Source organism: Streptomyces capitiformicae (assembly GCF_002214185.1).
Taxonomy (GTDB): Bacteria; Actinomycetota; Actinomycetes; order Streptomycetales; family Streptomycetaceae; genus Streptomyces; species Streptomyces capitiformicae.
The window spans coordinates 9089376-9104762 of the sequence record NZ_CP022161.1 but is presented as its reverse complement, the minus strand read 5'-3'; the positions used below and the strand labels follow the sequence as shown (position 1 = coordinate 9104762).

Annotated in this window: 17 protein-coding genes; 8 read left to right on the top strand and 9 right to left on the bottom strand. The window is 70.3% G+C overall.

Features of this window, described 5'->3' with window-relative positions; translation table 11 throughout:
- Window positions 1-140: 140 nt before the first annotated feature.
- Window positions 141-773 (bottom strand): winged helix-turn-helix transcriptional regulator, encoded by a 633-nt coding sequence (locus CES90_RS40830; protein ID WP_229914435.1) that lies wholly within the window; start codon window positions 771-773, stop codon window positions 141-143.
- 85 nt (window positions 774-858) lie between these two features.
- Between CES90_RS40830 and CES90_RS40825 the strand changes: the two genes are divergently transcribed.
- The 5 genes from CES90_RS40825 to CES90_RS40805 all read left to right on the top strand — a co-directional run bounded on the left by CES90_RS40825 (window position 859) and on the right by CES90_RS40805 (window position 4489).
- Window positions 859-2067 carry a pyridoxal phosphate-dependent aminotransferase gene (locus tag CES90_RS40825; protein WP_189787986.1) on the top strand — a complete coding sequence of 403 codons (1209 nt, stop codon included), beginning with the start codon at window positions 859-861 and terminating at the stop codon, window positions 2065-2067.
- A 62-nt stretch (window positions 2068-2129) separates the two neighbouring features.
- A complete protein-coding gene (locus CES90_RS40820) occupies window positions 2130-2663 on the top strand; it encodes an HAD domain-containing protein (RefSeq protein ID WP_189787985.1) in 534 nt (177 codons plus the stop codon).
- A gap of 3 nt (window positions 2664-2666) precedes the next feature.
- Entirely contained in the window at window positions 2667-3293 is a 627-nt protein-coding gene (locus tag CES90_RS40815) for a histidine phosphatase family protein (protein ID WP_189787984.1), read from the top strand.
- A 64-nt stretch (window positions 3294-3357) separates the two neighbouring features.
- Window positions 3358-4014 (top strand): hypothetical protein, encoded by a 657-nt coding sequence (locus CES90_RS40810; RefSeq protein ID WP_189787983.1) that lies wholly within the window; start codon window positions 3358-3360, stop codon window positions 4012-4014.
- Between the two features lie 52 nt (window positions 4015-4066).
- On the top strand, window positions 4067-4489 hold the full coding sequence (locus tag CES90_RS40805) for an acyl-CoA thioesterase (protein ID WP_189787982.1): 423 nt from the start codon (window positions 4067-4069) through the stop codon (window positions 4487-4489).
- Between the two features lie 98 nt (window positions 4490-4587).
- Here CES90_RS40805 and CES90_RS40800 read toward each other — a convergent pair whose 3' ends face one another.
- Entirely contained in the window at window positions 4588-6267 is a 1680-nt protein-coding gene (locus tag CES90_RS40800) for a peroxidase family protein (RefSeq protein WP_189787981.1), read from the bottom strand.
- Window positions 6268-6437: 170 nt separating this feature from the next.
- A complete protein-coding gene (locus CES90_RS40795) occupies window positions 6438-7310 on the bottom strand; it encodes an SDR family oxidoreductase (protein ID WP_189787980.1) in 873 nt (290 codons plus the stop codon).
- A 107-nt stretch (window positions 7311-7417) separates the two neighbouring features.
- On the opposite strand from CES90_RS40795, the gene CES90_RS40790 reads away from it, so the two are divergent.
- From CES90_RS40790 to CES90_RS40780, 3 genes are all read left to right on the top strand, one after another.
- Window positions 7418-8158 carry an AraC family transcriptional regulator gene (locus tag CES90_RS40790; RefSeq protein WP_229914434.1) on the top strand — a complete coding sequence of 247 codons (741 nt, stop codon included), beginning with the start codon at window positions 7418-7420 and terminating at the stop codon, window positions 8156-8158.
- A 55-nt stretch (window positions 8159-8213) separates the two neighbouring features.
- On the top strand, window positions 8214-8831 hold the full coding sequence (locus CES90_RS40785; RefSeq protein ID WP_189787979.1) for a 3'-5' exonuclease: 618 nt from the start codon (window positions 8214-8216) through the stop codon (window positions 8829-8831).
- A gap of 121 nt (window positions 8832-8952) precedes the next feature.
- Window positions 8953-11172, top strand: coding sequence for an alpha-N-acetylglucosaminidase (locus tag CES90_RS40780; RefSeq protein ID WP_189787978.1), 2220 nt, complete (start codon window positions 8953-8955; stop codon window positions 11170-11172).
- A 188-nt stretch (window positions 11173-11360) separates the two neighbouring features.
- Here CES90_RS40780 and CES90_RS40775 read toward each other — a convergent pair whose 3' ends face one another.
- The 6 genes from CES90_RS40775 to CES90_RS40750 all read right to left on the bottom strand — a co-directional run bounded on the left by CES90_RS40775 (window position 11361) and on the right by CES90_RS40750 (window position 15231).
- Complete coding sequence (locus tag CES90_RS40775; protein WP_189787977.1) at window positions 11361-12740, bottom strand: 8-oxoguanine deaminase; 1380 nt, start codon at window positions 12738-12740, stop codon at window positions 11361-11363.
- Window positions 12741-12750: 10 nt separating this feature from the next.
- Window positions 12751-13644, bottom strand: coding sequence for a factor-independent urate hydroxylase (pucL, locus tag CES90_RS40770; protein ID WP_189787976.1), 894 nt, complete (start codon window positions 13642-13644; stop codon window positions 12751-12753).
- A 2-nt stretch (window positions 13645-13646) separates the two neighbouring features.
- Window positions 13647-13997: a hydroxyisourate hydrolase gene (gene uraH / locus CES90_RS40765; protein WP_189787975.1), complete on the bottom strand. Its 351-nt coding sequence runs from the start codon at window positions 13995-13997 to the stop codon at window positions 13647-13649.
- Window positions 13994-14512, bottom strand: coding sequence for a 2-oxo-4-hydroxy-4-carboxy-5-ureidoimidazoline decarboxylase (gene uraD / locus CES90_RS40760; RefSeq protein WP_189787974.1), 519 nt, complete (start codon window positions 14510-14512; stop codon window positions 13994-13996). Before uraD ends, uraH begins: the two co-directional genes overlap by 4 nt.
- Window positions 14513-14605: 93 nt before the next feature.
- Window positions 14606-14983, bottom strand: a complete 378-nt coding sequence (locus tag CES90_RS40755; RefSeq protein ID WP_189787973.1) for a helix-turn-helix domain-containing protein — start codon at window positions 14981-14983, stop codon at window positions 14606-14608.
- On the bottom strand, window positions 14980-15231 hold the full coding sequence (locus CES90_RS40750; RefSeq protein WP_189787972.1) for a hypothetical protein: 252 nt from the start codon (window positions 15229-15231) through the stop codon (window positions 14980-14982). The genes CES90_RS40755 and CES90_RS40750 overlap by 4 nt, the downstream gene beginning before the upstream one ends.
- Between the last annotated feature and the right edge of the window lie 156 nt (window positions 15232-15387).

Genomic DNA, 15387 nt, shown 5'->3' with positions numbered 1-15387 from the left:
TCAGGAGCAGCCAGGAGCAGGAGCGACGACAGCGCTCTCGCAACGGCTTCGGCCCCGCACCCCACAGCTACGGCTGGACCGGGTGCGGGGCCGAAGCCGTCAGCCGCGGAGCACCCCCAAGGCCCCCGACTCGCCCTGACTCACCCCTCCCGCAACTCCTTCGCCAAGGCTCCGTCGCCTTCCACCTCGACCCGCCTCTGCCGTACGGCGTCCCGCAGGCTCAACTCCCCCCGGCCGAGCGCACCGCAGGTCGCCGCGTCGATCGACAACCGGACGTCCGGTGACTCGGGCGCGGCCCCCTCCCCGTAGACCGGCCCGTCCTCCGCACCGACCCACACATGGAACCGCCCCTCCTCCAGCCCCACTTCGACGAGCCCGGCGGCACACCCGTCGAGCCCACGCAGCAGCGGCAGGGCGAACCAGTGCGCGCGTACGGCGTCGGTGGCCCGGCGCTCGCCCAGCGCGGACGAACCCCACGCCCCGAGCGCCTGTAGCACGGGCAGCAACTCGCGCCCCCGCCCGGTGAGTTCGTAGACGTACGCGGCACCCGGTGGGGGAAGTCGGCGCCGCGTCGTCAGCCCGTCCCGTTCCATGTCCTTCAGCCGGGAGGCGAGAACGTCGGTGCTGACTCCCGGGAGGTCCGCGTGGAGGTCGGTGTACCGACGCGGTCCGGCCAGCAGTTCGCGCACGATCAGCAGGGTCCAGCGGTCGCCGACGAGGTCGAGCGCCCGGGCGGCGGAACAGTACTGGTCGTAGCTTCGGCGAGGTGACATGCGACGCAGTCTAGACATGTCGTTGGACTTTCCAAGCACCTACTTGGTAAAACCAAGCAACACAACGAACCGGAGGGCTAGGCGCATGGAGTTCCGGCAGTCGAACAAGCTCAGCGAGGTCTGTTACGAGATCCGCGGCCCCGTGATCGAGCACGCGGACGCGCTGGAGAAGGCCGGCCACAGCGTGCTGCGCCTGAACACCGGCAACCCCGCGCTGTTCGGCTTCGAGGCGCCCGAGGAGATCCTCCAGGACATGATCCGGATGCTCCCGCAGGCGCACGGCTACACGGACTCCCGGGGCGTCCTCTCGGCCCGCCGGGCCGTCGCCGGGCGCTACCAGAACCTGGGCCTGACCGTCGACGTCGACGACGTCTTCCTCGGCAACGGCATCTCCGAGCTGATCTCGATGGCCGTGACCGCGCTGGTCGAGGACGGCGACGAAGTACTCATCCCCGCCCCCGACTTCCCGCTCTGGACGGCCGTCACGACACTCGCGGGCGGCAAGGCGGTCCACTACCTCTGCGACGAACAGGCCGACTGGTACCCGGACCTGGACGACATGGCGTCGAAGATCACGGACCGTACGAAGGCCGTCGTCATCATCAACCCGAACAACCCCACCGGCGCGGTCTACCCGAAGGAGATCATCGAGGGCATCCTCGACCTCGCCCGCCGCCACGGCCTGATGGTCTTCGCCGACGAGATCTACGACCAGATCCTGTACGACGACGCCGTGCACCACTCGGCCGCGGCTCTCGCCCCCGACCTCGTCGTCCTCACCTTCTGCGGTCTGTCGAAGACGTACCGGGTGGCCGGCTTCCGCTCGGGCTGGCTGGTCGTCACCGGCCCCAAGCAGCACGCCAGGAACTACCTGGAGGGCCTGACCATGCTGGCCTCCATGCGGCTGTGCGCCAACGCGCCCGCGCAGTACGCCATCCAGGCCGCGCTGGGGGGCCGCCAGTCCATCAATGAACTGACCGCGCCGGGCGGCCGGCTGCACGAACAGCGGAACGTGGCCTGGGAGAAGCTCAATGAGATCCCCGGTGTGTCGTGCGTGAAGCCGAAGGGCTCGCTGTACGCGTTCCCTCGTCTGGACCCCAAGGTCCACAAGATCCACGACGACGAGAAGTTCGTCCTGGACCTGCTCCTGCGCGAGAAGATCCAGGTGGTCCAGGGCACCGGCTTCAACTGGCCCACCCCCGACCACTTCCGCATCCTGACCCTCCCCCACGCGGAGGACCTGGAGGCGGCGATCGGCCGGATCGGACGGTTCCTGAGCGGGTACCGGCAGTAGCGGCGAGCGCGGCCCGCAGTGACCGTGAGGTGTGCGCGCGCCGGGATGGGTAGCCCTTCCCCATGACCGACCGACCGCTGCTCCTCCTCGACGTGGACGGCCCCCTCAACCCCTTCGGCGCCCGCTTGTGGCGACCCCGTGGTTATGTGACCCGCCGGGTGCACCCGTCCAACTGGTCGGCGCGGCAGAAGCCGGGGTCCCGGCGGTTGCGCCGGGGGCTGCGGATTCGGCTGAACCCGGCGCATGGCGCACGGTTGCTCGCGCTGCCGTACGAGCTGGCGTGGGCCACGACGTGGATGCATGAGGCCAACGAGATGATCGGGCCGGTGATCGGGTTGCCGCGCGATCTGCCGGTCATCGAGTTCACGAACCTGTTCGCCAAGGACCCGGAAGGGCTGTACTGGAAGACGCGGCGGGTCGTGGAGTGGGCGGCGGGGCGGCCGTTCGTCTGGGTCGACGACATGATCACCGATCTCGACGTACGGCATGTGGCGAAGTACCACGAGGGGGCGGCGCTCCTGCTCCGGATCGACCCGCGCAAGGGGCTGCGGGAGCCGGAGTTCGCGGAGCTGGAACGCTGGGCTCGTAGCCTGTGAGGCATGGGTGATCTCTTTCTCGTGCGGCACGGTGAGACCGAGTGGTCGGTGTCCGGGCAGCACACCAGCTGGACCGACATCCCGCTGACGGACAACGGGCGGGCGCAGGCACGCGGCCTCGCCCCGCTGCTCAACTCGCACCACATCGGCGCCGTGTTCGTCAGTCCGCTGAAGCGCGCCCGGGAGACGGCCGAGTTGGCCGGTCTCGCCGGGGCGCGGGTCGACGCGGATCTCTCCGAGTGGGACTACGGCGGGTACGAGGGGGTCACGACCGTCGAGATCCATCGCACCCGGCCGGACTGGTTCCTGTTCACGGACGGGGTCGCGCCGGGACCGGCCGAGCATCCCGGGGAGAGCCCGGAGGAGGTCGGGGCGCGCGCCGACCGGATGGTCGCGAAGGCGCACGCCGCGCTGGCGAACACCGAGGGGTGTGTGGTGCTGGTGGCGCACGGGCACTTCCTGCGCGTCCTCACCGCCCGCTGGCTCGGGCTGCCGGCGTCGGGCGGGGCGCTGTTCCAGCTGGCCACGGGGACGGTCTGCCGGCTCGGCACCGAGCACGGCCGTCCGGTCATCGCCGGGTGGAACATCAGGCCCTTGTCAGACCCTCCTCGTAGTCTTCGAGTGGGTTGACGGACGTCCATGAGACCGCCCAGGGACGCCCATGAGATGACGCTCCCCGGGGAAGGAAGGTGCCGTGACACGACCGCCGACCGCTGCCCAGCGGCGGATCATCGAGGCCGCCGAGCCGGTGACCGGGCGGCTGGCGGGTACGGAGACCCAGCTCGCCGCGTTGGTGAAGCGAGGGCTGGCGTTCCGGCATCCGCGCCCGCCGCACGACCACTTCCTGACACCGGCGGGCCATCGCATACGGGAGACCGCCGCCCTGCTGCCCGAGGACGCTCCGGCTGCCGATACGCCCGCCCCGGCCCGTGCCCCCGCAGAGGCCGGGGTGTTCGCGGCGCGGGTCGGCGGTGAGGAGGCCGCCGCGGCCGGGCCCGCGCGCGTACGTGAGGTGCACAGTGCCTGGCAGGGGCTCCTGGAGCTGCGCCGGATGACCAGTCCGGGCGGTGTCACGGATCGCCCGTGCGGCTGGGAGCGGACGCATCTGGTGCAGGCGGCCGCGCTCGCCCTGGAGGCCGCGGGCCATCGTCCTGCCGGGGCGGACGCGCGGGACGGCGGCTACCGGGTGCGGGCGACTCCCCAGCCGGAGGCCGTCGCCGTGCACGAGCCGGACCCCGAGGCCCTGCGGTCCTGCGCGGCGACGCTGGAGAAGGCGGGCTGGCAGGCGGGCGAGCACACGGATCCCCGTACGCGGCAGCGGTATCTGCTGGCTTCCCCACGACGAGCGTGATGGACTGAGCAAGCGCTCAGTAACAGTGGGGATCTTCGGAGGAGGGCAAGTCGTGGCCGAGTCGTTTTCCGTACCCGTCACCGTGCGGGGATACGAGACCGACGTGCAGGGACACCTCAACCAGAGCGTGTATCTCCAGTACGGGGAACACGCGCGCTGGTCGCTGCTCCAGGCGGCCGGTGTACGTCAGGCCGATCTGATGGCGAAGGGCGTCGGCCCGGTGACCCTGGAGACGACGATCCGTTACCGGCGAGAACTGCACGCCGGTGACGAGATCGAGGTGACGTGCTCGTTCCTCTGGGGCGAGGGCAGGACGTTCCGGGTCGAGCAGACGATCCGCAAGACCGACGGCACGGTTGCCGCCGAGATCACCGCCGTCGCCGGGCTGTTGGACCTCGGTGCCCGCAAGCTGGTGGCCGACCCCCGGGCGTACTTCCGGGCGCTGGCCTCGGACCCCACGCCGTTCGGAATGTGAGCACCGGCCCACAGCCCGAACGACGGGAGTGACACCGCCGGGTGAACCAGCGGCGGGCGTGCTGCCGCCGGCTCATCCAGCGGCAGCGGTGACGCGGGCTAGCCCAGCGGGTTCAGCAGCTTCGCGTCGTTCTCGAAGGCGAACAGGAGCAGGTCCGTCATCGTGAACTTGCCCTTCTGGTGGGCCGGGAGGCTCGGGCGCCAGCCCGGGTGCTTCACGATCGACCTCCGGCTGCCCTCCATCGCGCGATGGAAGACCTCGGCGACGAGCGTGCCGCCGACGCCGGTGAGGCTGCCGGGGCGCGCCTCGTTCACCTCGGCCTCGCGCAGGACGTAGAACCACAGCGGGGTGTGCTCCACCAACTGCGCGCGCTCGGTGTCGGACAGACCCTCCAGGACGGCGCCGCCGTTGCCCCGGAGGATCTGGTCCTCCGTCAGCGGCTTGAAGCCCATCTGGGCGGCCAGCTGTGGCCCGGTGGCCAGCTCGACCATCGCGGCCCGCGTGAGGTTGCGGAACGCGAGGTTGCGCTGGATCGGCGGCGGCTCCGGGAGCCCTCGGCCGCCGAAGGTGCCGAGCGGAAGCGCGGCCAGCGGGTCGACGAGCAGGGTGTCGAGCCGTTTGGCGACGTTGAACTCGGCCGCGGGCACGACCAGGTCGTCGCGGCCCGCCTCGCCGAAGTCGAACAGCCTGCGGAAGTCGGCGATCCAGTTGCTCGGCAGCCGCAGGCCCACCCCCGAGTTCGGGTCGTCCAGTTCGCCGTCCGGGTTGAGGTTGCCCGCCGTGCCACTGAACCGGAACAGCAGGTCCAGCGAGGCGATCGGGCCGGATCCGCCCGCGCGGAAGACGGCGTTCCACTGGTAGGCCCCGCGGACCATGCTGTGCCCGAGCCGGTAGGCGGCGACGGAGAACTCGATGGGCATCGTCGGCAGGTCGCCGGGGCGTATGTAGCCCGGCACCTCGAAGTGCCGGCGCCCGCGGGTGAAGACCCGCTCGACGATGTCCGGGTCGACGATGCGCGGCAGGAAGTCGGTGCGCAGCATCCACTGGTAGTGCTTCACGACGATGTCCCGGGCCGCCTTGAGCAACCGGTGCTCGGGCACTCCGCGCTCGACGAGGTGGTCGACGACGCGGTTGTGGAAACGGATGAACGCCAGATGGAGCTGGGCGACAGCCAGGTTCTCGTCGTTGCGCGCGTCCGGGATGAGCGCGGCGCGCTGGTTGGCCCGGGTGCCGCCGGCCGTCTCGCCGGCCCTCGGGAGGTCGAAGCCCTCCTGGTCGATGTTGGCGGGTGGGAACTCGGGCGGGAAGGGCACGCCGAGCGTCGTACCCATCTTGAGGCGGGCTTCCGTCTCGTAGAAGCGGGCGCTGCTGGAGTGGTGCGGGCCGAGCCCGTAGAGCGAGTCGAGGTCGAGGGCGGGACTGCGGCCCTGCACCAGGTCCTCGACCGGGACCGGCTCCCCCAGCCCCACCTGGGTGCGGTCCAGGGTCAGATCGTGGTCGACGAACTGCCCGAGGTACGTGAACCCCGCCGGGATCGCCGTCCCGGGCTCCCCCGAGTCGGGGTCGCCGCCGCCCGTGCCCGTGGTCATGGCCTCGGCGAGTTTGCCACGCAGTGTCTCGTCGAGCTGGACTCCCTTCTCCCCGAACCTGGAGAAGCGGAAGGCCATCTGCTGCTCGGTCGCGCTCGGTACGCGTGCGACCGCGTCCCCCTTCTCGAACTCCAGGATCCGACCCTCGTTGACGACGTAGTAGGTCTCGCGATGGTGTCGATGCACCATGAACATCCCCGTTCTTTCCCCCACACCCTGCGCCCCAGCCACAACCGGATGTACCGGTTCCTACCGGGCTCCCCGGCCCCCACTGGGCGCAGAGTGACCATTCGGATGAATCACTGTTTACCGACAACGCGTCACCCAAGTCGAGGAGTTTCCCGAACCAGGACATCTACTCACCTTGATGTACGACGACTGTCCCGGGCGAACACCGCCCGATGGTCCTCGGCCCACGTCCGGTACGTTCGCGCCCGGCGCCCCAGCACCTCAGGCACATCTTCCGCGACCTGGGCCCCGCCGCCCTCCCGCACATACGCGGTCCCCGCCCCCACGCCCTCCACATACACGTCCCCCAGCCCGGCGGCCGTCAGAAACTCCCGTGTCCCGTCCGGCGAGAGGTCGACCGTGCGGACCGGCCGGCCGAGGACGGAAGCGAGCACGGCGGCCTGGTCGCCGGTACCGATCGCCTCCGGACCGGTGAGGGTGTACGTCCGCCCCGCGTGCCGGGGCTCCAGCAGCGCCCGTACGGCGACCTCCGACACATCGCGCGGGTCGACGACTCCCTGGACACCGGTCCCCGTCATGTTGGGCACGGGCCCACCTGCGTGGATAGCGTCCGCCCAGCTCAGCGTGTTGGACGCGAAGAACGAGGGCCGCAGCACCGTCCACTCCAACCCACTGGCCCGGACGGCCTGTTCACCGGGAAGATGCCAGTTCCCTCCGGGCCCGGACGCCGGGTCGCCGGTGCCGATGGCGGAGAGCTTCACGATGCGCCGTACGCCCGCCGCACGCGCCATGCCGACCAGCGCCGCGTCCGCCTCGGCGTCCCCGGGCCCGAACACCGACACCGCGAACAGGGCCGAGACCCCGGCCATCGCGGCCTCGACGGTCTCCGGGGCGAGGTAGTCCGCACACGCCACCTCCACTCCCTCGGGCACCCGCGCCCGGGCCGGGTCCCGCGTCAGCGCGCGCACCTTCTCCCCGCGCGCCGCGAGCTGTCGTACGACTTCACCGCCGATGGTGCCGGTGGCACCCGTGATCAGGATCATGCGACCAAACTGCCGGGCCCCGGCCTCCGCCCTATAGGAAATTCCGGCACGGTTGAGCGGCCCCTTCGTGACTGCGGCACGTCTACGGTGGACGGGTGGTGACACGGGTGACAAGCACGAGGACGCACGCGAGCAGGACGGAGTCGAGGGAGCCGCACGTCCAACTCCCTGACTCGGCGACCAAGTTGGTGGTACGCATCGCAGAGGGCGGTGACCGGGTGGCCATGGTGATCGGCCCGCGTACCCGGGCGTCGTACCACGCGAGCAAGCGGCCGGTGTCCTGCGTGGAGCTACGCCTTCGACCGGGACTCACCCGCCCCCTGTTGGGGACCCCGGCGCTCGACCTGGTGGGCCGAGCGATCCTGCTCGACGACTTCTCCACCCCTGTCGCGCACCGTCTCGCAGACGAACTCCGGTCGGTGGAGCCGGAGTCGATCGCGTTGCGACTGGCCGAGGTGTTGCCCGCGCACCTCACCCCCGCTGTCGACGACCGCACCGCACTGCTGCGAGCGGCGGTCCGTGCACTGTCGACCGGTACGGGGCACCTCCCTGGCGGCGTACGGGAGTTGGCACGTCGTCTGGCCGTCAGTGAGCGGCAGTTGCGCAATCTCTTCGCGGAGGGTGTCGGGGTCTCCCCGAAGCACTACGCGCGCATCGCCCGGGTGCGGCACATCCTGGCGCACCGCTCCCCCGCCGTCCCGTGGGCGGAGGTCGCCGCCGCCACCGGGTACTACGACCAGTCGCACATGACCGCCGACTTCCGCACCCTGATGGGTGTACCCCCGACGTCGTACTTCACCGGCCGGCTGCCGGCAGCCCAGCCCTGTCAGGCGTTCACCCGGCCCTGAACCCGCGCCCGAAATCCGGATGCGTGGCACGCGTCGCGCCCGTCATCCTCGGCGCATGGCAGCACGCAAGATCAAGCCCAGTATGTACATCTCCGTCGACATCGAGGCCGATGGCCCGATACCCGGCCCCTACTCGATGATCAGCCTCGGCGCCTGTGTCGCCGGACGACAGGACGCGGACGGGTTCACGGCGGCCGATCACCTGCACCGCACGTTCTACCGCGAACTACGGCCGATCAGCGAGGAGTTCGACCCGAAGGCGCTGGCCGTGAGCGGGCTCGACCGGGCGCAGCTGACGGAGAAGGGTGCCGAACCAGGGGTAGCGCTGCGGGAGTTCAGCCAATGGGTGGTGCGCGTGAGCGGGGACGCGCAGCCCGTGATGTGCGGCTATCCGGCGTCGTACGACTGGACGTTCCTGTACTGGTATCTGATCCGTTTCACCGGCGAGAGCCCCTTTGGACACTCCGGATGCCTGGACATGAAGACGCTCTACGCGACGAAGGCAGGAGTTCCCTTGCGGTCGGTCGCCAAGGGGTCCATGCCGCGCCATCTGCTCTCCCGCCGGCGGCACACCCACCATGCCCTCGACGACGCCATCGAGCAGGCAGAGCTGCTGGCGAATCTGATGACGTGGGACGGCAGCGCCGAAGGGGCGAGCCCGCGGGTGGGCTGACCCGGCAGAAGAAGCCGTTCACGTCGGGTTCTCCCCCTTGTGGCCGCGTGTCTGCGCACAAGTGAGGTATCGGCGGGTATTCCTGCCCACGGCGCACCCCCACCCGCATCCCGGAGACACCATGCCGCTCGCCCGCCGTGCCCTGCTTGTCGCTCTGGCCGCCAGTTCGGCGGTCGCCTGCACCTCGGCCCGCGCGATCCCCTCGGACGACGCGCCGAGGGCGGACCGCTCGGGCGACGCGGACCGGCCGGGGAACGCGGCCGCGAAGGCGGCCCGGCGGCTGTTGCCGGACCACTGGCGGCAGATCGCCTTCGTGAAGGGTGCGCCCCGAGACACCTTCAGGGTCTCGGGGCGCACCGGGCGCATCACCGTCACCGGCGACACCCCGGCCACCCAACTCACCGGTCTGAACCGGTACTTGAACCACGTCGCGCGGGCCGAGATCAACTGGGCCGGCGAGCAGACCGGCCTCCTCCCCCGCGACCTCCCCGGCCTCGACGGCACCATCACCCGCCGCGCGAACGTCCCCCACCGCTTCGCGCTCAACGACACGAACGACGGCTACACGGGCGCGTACCACGACTGGACGTACTGGGAACGCGAGCTGGACGTGCTGGCGCTGCACGGCTACAACGAGGTGCTTGTCTACGCGGGCGCGGACGCGCTCTACCATCGGGTGTTCCAGGAGTTCGGGTACGGGGACGAGGAGCTGCGGAAGTGGATCGCGGGGCCCGCGCATCAGCCGTGGTGGCTGTTGCAGAACCTGTCCGCGTTCCCCTCCCCGGTCTCCCGGCAGCTTCTCGACGCCCGCGCGGCCCTGGGCCGCAGGATCGTCGACCGAGTGCGTGAGCTGGGCATGACCCCGGTGTTCCCGGGCTATTTCGGTACGGTTCCGACTGATTTCACCGAGCGTAATCCGGGGGCGCGTACCGTGCCGCAGGGCGACTGGATGGGCTTCGCGCGCCCCGACTGGCTGGATCCGCGCACGGACCGGTTCGTCCAGGTGGCGGCGGCTTTCTACCGCACGCAGGACGAGATGTTCGGCGACGCGTCGACCCTGTACAAGATGGATCTCCTGCACGAGGGCGGCGACCCGGGTGACGTGCCCGTCGCCGACGCGGCGAAGGGCGTCGAGCGAGCGCTGCGGCGGGCCCACCCGGACGCCACCTGGGTGATCCTCGGCTGGCAGCACAACCCCCCGCGCGCGATCGTGGACGCCGTCGACAAGGAGCGCATGCTCGTCGTCGACGGCCTCTCCGACCGCTTCCCCACGGTCACCGAGCGCGAGGCCGACTGGAACGACACCCCGTATGCCTTCGGCTCCATCTGGAACTTCGGCGGCCACACCACCCTCGGTGCCAACACCCCCGACTGGGCGGAGCTGTACGAGAATTGGCGGACGAAGGTCGGCAGCAAGCTGCGCGGGATCGCCCTCATGCCCGAGGCCGCGGACAACAATCCGGCCGCCTTCGCCCTGTTCTCCGAACTCGCCTGGCGCGAGGGCGCGTTGGACCTCAAGGCATGGTTCGCGGAGTGGGCGCACACCCGCTACGGCGCCCCTGATCCGCATGCCGAGGCCGCCTGGGACATCCTGCGCCGCACCGCCTACGGCACCACCCGCGCCGACAGCTGGAGCGAGGGCGCCGACGGCCTCTTCGGCTCCCGGCCCGCACTGAACGCCGTACGGGCCGCCCGCTGGTCGCCGAAGCGACTCCGGTACGACGCCGCCGAGTTCGAGCCCGCGCTTGGTGAGCTGCTCGGCGTACGGGCGGAGTTGCGGGAGTCGTCCGCGTATCGCCGGGACCTGCTCGACGTGGCCCGGCAGACGCTCTCCAACCGCAGTCGGCGGCTGCTGCCCCGGATCAAGGAGGCGTACGACGCCCGTGACACCGGCCGGTTCGACGAGCTGACCGGGACCTGGCTGTCGTTGATGGATCTGCTCGACGAGTTGCTGGCCACCGACTCCGGGCATCTGTTGGGGCGTTGGGTCGCGCAGGCGCGGGCTTGGGGTGCCGACGAGACCGAGCGGGAGCAGTTGGCGTATGACAATCTGTCGCTGCTGACCGTGTGGGGGACGCGGGAGGGCGCGGACGCGGGGCTGCGGGACTACGCCAACCGGGAGTGGGCGGGACTGGTCGGCGGCCTGTACCGGCTGCGCTGGTCGACGTACTTCGAGGAGTTGCGGGCCGCGCTGCGGGAGGGCCGGGCACCGAAGAAGATCGACTGGTTCGCGCTGGAGGACCGCTGGACGCGCAACCCGGGACGGCTCGCGACCGAGCCGAGGGGGGACACGTACGCAGTCGCCACCCAGGTCAGGGACCGGCTCACAGCTCTCTCCTGAGGGATCACAGCGGGCTGCGACCGCACCCTCACGGATTTCCAAGTCGGACGCGCGGACCTCAACTACCATCGGCGACGGCCGGGGCTGCACCGGCGGCATCATCGGCTTCTGCCGGCCGCTCAACCGGCAGGTGTGCGGGGACAGTTACGCCCCCGGCCGAGGAGGGGGGCACACGCCTCTTCACCGGGTCAGGCCTCGGCGGCGATCCTCGCCAGACGCCGGGCCTCGTCCCGCGTGGAGCGGGCGATCGCGTCCTCGTCGGCGTGCAGCAGGCGGTTGTTCTCGACGATCTGACGACCATTCACGAAGGAGGCGGTGACGGGGGCCGCCGCGCCGAAGACCAGGGCGGTCACCGGGTCGGCGATGGAGGCGTGGGCGAGGGTGTCGAGCTTCCAGAGCACCAGGTCGGCGAGCTTGCCCGGTTCCAGGGAGCCGATCTCGCCTGCCCGGCCCAGGACCTGGGCGCCGCCGTAGGTGCCGAGGCGCAGCGCCTGGCGGGCGCCCAGGGCCGCTTCGCGGTGGGCGCCGAGGCGGTTGATGAGCAGCGCGTTGCGCAGCTCGGTGTGGAGTTCGCCCGACTCGTTCGACGCGGTGCCGTCGACGCCGAGGCCGACCGGGACGCCGGCCGCCAGCATGTCCGGGACGCGGGCGATACCGGCCGCCAGACGGGCGTTGGAGGACGGGCAGTGGGCGACCCCCGTTCTCGTACGGGCGAAGGCGTCGATGTCGGAGTCGTTCATGTGGACGCAGTGCGCCATCCACACGTCCTCGCCGAGCCAACCGGTCGACTCGAAGTAGTCGGTCGGGCCCATGCCGAACAGCTCGTGGCAGAACTTCTCCTCCTCGACCGTCTCCGAGCCGTGGGTGTGCAGCCGTACGCCGAGGCGGCGGGCCAACTCGGCACCCTCACGCAGGAGTTCGGTGGAGACGGAGAACGGGGAACAGGGGGCCACGGCCACCTGGGTCATCGCGCCGAAGGAGGCGTCGTGGTGTTCGCGGACGGTCGCCTCGGTGGCGGCGAGCGCGCCGTCGAGGGTCTCGACGGCGAAGTCCGGCGGCAGACCGCCGTCCTTCTCGCTGCGGTCCATGGAGCCGCGGGCGAGGGTGAAGCGGACGCCCATCTCGCGCGCCGCCCGGATGATCGAGCCCGACAGGTCGCCGGAGCCCTCCGGGAAGACGTAGTGGTGGTCCATCGCGGTCGTCACGCCGCCGCGGGCCATCATGCCGAGCGAGCCCTGGGCCGCCGCGTACGTCATGCGCTCGTCGATGCGCGCCCAGGTCGGGTAGAGGGCGACGAGCCAGTTGAAGAGGTTGTGGTCCGTGGCGAGGCCGCGGGTGATCCACTGGTAGAAGTGGTGGTGGGTGTTGACCAGGCCGGGGGTCACCAGATGTCCGGTCGCGTCGATGCGGCGTACGACGTCCGTCAGGCCCTCGGGGGCCTTGCCCTCTCCGACCGACTCGATCACATGGTCAGCGACGACCACGTGGCCCGAGGCGTACTCGGTGTCCTTCGCGTCCACGGTCGCGATCGCCGCGTTCTCGATGACGATGCGCTGGGTTGCTGCCATGGTTCGTCCTTCAGAGGTTGGTGAGGTCACCCGGGATCTTCGCTTCGCACCCGTCCCGCAGGACGGTGGCCTCGATCAGGCCGTAGGGGCGGTCGGCGGCGAAGTACACCTCGTTGTCGTTCTTGAGGCCGAACGAGGCGAGGTCCACCAGGAAGTGGTGCTTGTTCGGGAGCGAGAAGCGGACCTCGTCGATCTCGCCGCTGTTGTCGATGATCCGTGCGCCCATGGCGTAGAGGGTCTGCTGGAGCGACAGCGAGTACGTCTCCGTGAAGGCGGCGAGCATGTGCTTCCTCACCTGTGCGTAGGACGCCTCCCAGTCGGGCATCGCCTGCTCGTCGTCGGTCCAGTTGAAGCGCCAGCGGCCGGAGACCTCGGTGGCGAGGATGCGGTCGTACGCCTCGGGGAGGGTCGTGTACTTGTCCTTGACGTAGCCCCAGAACTCGGAGTTGGTCGAGTTCATGACGGTGAGGTCCTTGAGGCCGGAGACGACCTCCCACGACGAGCCGTCGTACGTGATCTGGGCGAGCCGGGTCTCCTGGCCCTTGCGGACGAAGGAGTGCTCGCCCTCGCCTGCGTGCTCGATGCGCTCCCAGGCGTACTCCTCGATCCGGATGCGGGCCCGGTGGATGGGCTCCTGCGAGGTCACGAAGTGGCGGGCGAGGTGGATGCCGAACTGCTCGGCGGACTCGATGCCCTTCTCCTTGGCGAAGGCGTACACCGTGTTCTTGGTGGTGTCCGTCGGCAGGACGTTCGCGTTCGAGCCGGAGTAGTGGACCTCGTCCATGTCGCCGGAGAGCGACACGGACACATTCAGGTCCTTGATGTGGTGGGTGGCGCCGTCGCGCGTGATCCGGACGACGCGGTTCTCGGCCTTGCCGTACTGGTTCGGTCCAAGGACGGGCATTGCTAGCTCCCTCGGTATACGGAGTAGCCGAACGGGTTGAGCAGCAGCGGTACGTGATAGTGCTCGCCCGGTACGACGGCGAAGGTGACCGTCACCTCCGGGAAGAACGCTCCGCTGTCGCGGTGCGCGGAGAGGTACGCCTCGGTGTCGAAGCCGAGCCGTACGTGGGTGGTCCCCTCCGGCAGCGCCGGGAGGTCCTTGCAGCGTCCGTCGGTGTCCGTGGCGGAGGTGCCGAGTTCCGTCCACCCGGCGCCTCCGCGTGCCGACAGCGAGACGGGCACGCCCGGGGCCGGGCGGCCGATGCTGGTGTCCAGGATGTGTGTGGACACGGAGGCGGTGCTGCTGGTGCTCATACGGGTGTGTCCTGTCCGAGGAGTCGGGTGAGCCGGATGCGGTTGATCTTTCCCAGCTCGGTCCGCACGATCTCGCGTTCCCGCTCGGGCGGGTTGCCGATCCGTTCCTCGATCGCGTCGCGCATCTGCTCGCCGGAGCGGCCGGTGGCGCAGATCAGGAAGACGTGGCCGAACTTCTCCTGGTAGGCCAGGTTGAGTTCGAGCATCTCGGCCCTGAGCTCCTCGGAGGCGTCCGCCATGCCCCGCTGCTCCCGGGCCGACGTCGGATCGCCGGACTTCGGGCGGCCGATCGGCGGGTGCGCCGCCATGGCCTCCTCCAGGTCGCCCGCGGTCAGCCCGGCCATGGCGGCGTCACTGGCGGCGAGGAGGTCGTCGACCGTGGCGTACGGCCGTCCCGCGAGCAGCCTGCGCCCCCACTCCACGGAGGCGCACACCTCGTGGAGCGCCGCGACGCCCGCACGTTCCTCCAGGGCGTTGAACCGGGCGAGGCCCGGCGTCGGGAAACTCGAAGTCACGGGACCAGCTAACGCCCTACGACAACATCACGTCAACAGTTTGTTGAAAAATCGCGGTTACGGCGACCCGCCCGGCCCGGCGACACCGGCCGTTCAATTACCCTTGGCCGCGTTTTCCCTGTTCAGGTAGTTGTAGACGGTGAAGCGGCTGACGCCGAGCGCGCTCGCGACGGTCTCCACACCATGCCGTACCGAGAAGGCGCCGCGCGCCTCCAGCATCCGTACGACCTCCTGCTTGGCCTTGCGGTCGAGGTCGGCGAGGGGCTTGCCGTGCTTGCGTTCCAGCGCGACGAGGATGTGGTCCAGCGACTCGGCGAGCTGCGGCAGACGTACGGCGACGACGTCGGTGCCCTCCCAGGAGAGCACGACGTCGTCGGGGCCGGCCTCGTCCGGCGGCAGCATGACCCCGCCCATGGCGTCGACCAGCGGCTTGACGGCCGCGACGAAGGGGTCGTCGCCGGTGCCGGTCACTCGCCACCCTCCCCGATCACATTGACCTGGAGCGAGATACGGGTGGCGCCGGACTCCAGGGTCTCGCGCAGCAGGGCGTCCACGGCGGTGAGCACGGCGTCGGCACCACCCTCCACCGTGTTGCCGAACGGGCCGACGTCCACCGCGTCCAGCTCGGCCGCCTCCATGACCCCGCGAGCCACGAGCGCGTGCGCCGGGGGCTCGTCGAGGTCGAAGGGCTCGGTCGTGAACTCCACTCTCAATCGCACTGTGCCCCCAAGGCAATCACTCTGACCTGCACGTTCCCTCAACCCTCCGATTGAGAGGGCACATCGGGGGCACATTCTCCCGCAGTCGAACGGAGAGCCCGGTCCACCGCCACCCTCGTCCGCTCCTCCGACTCGGGGAAGAGATGACTGTAGACG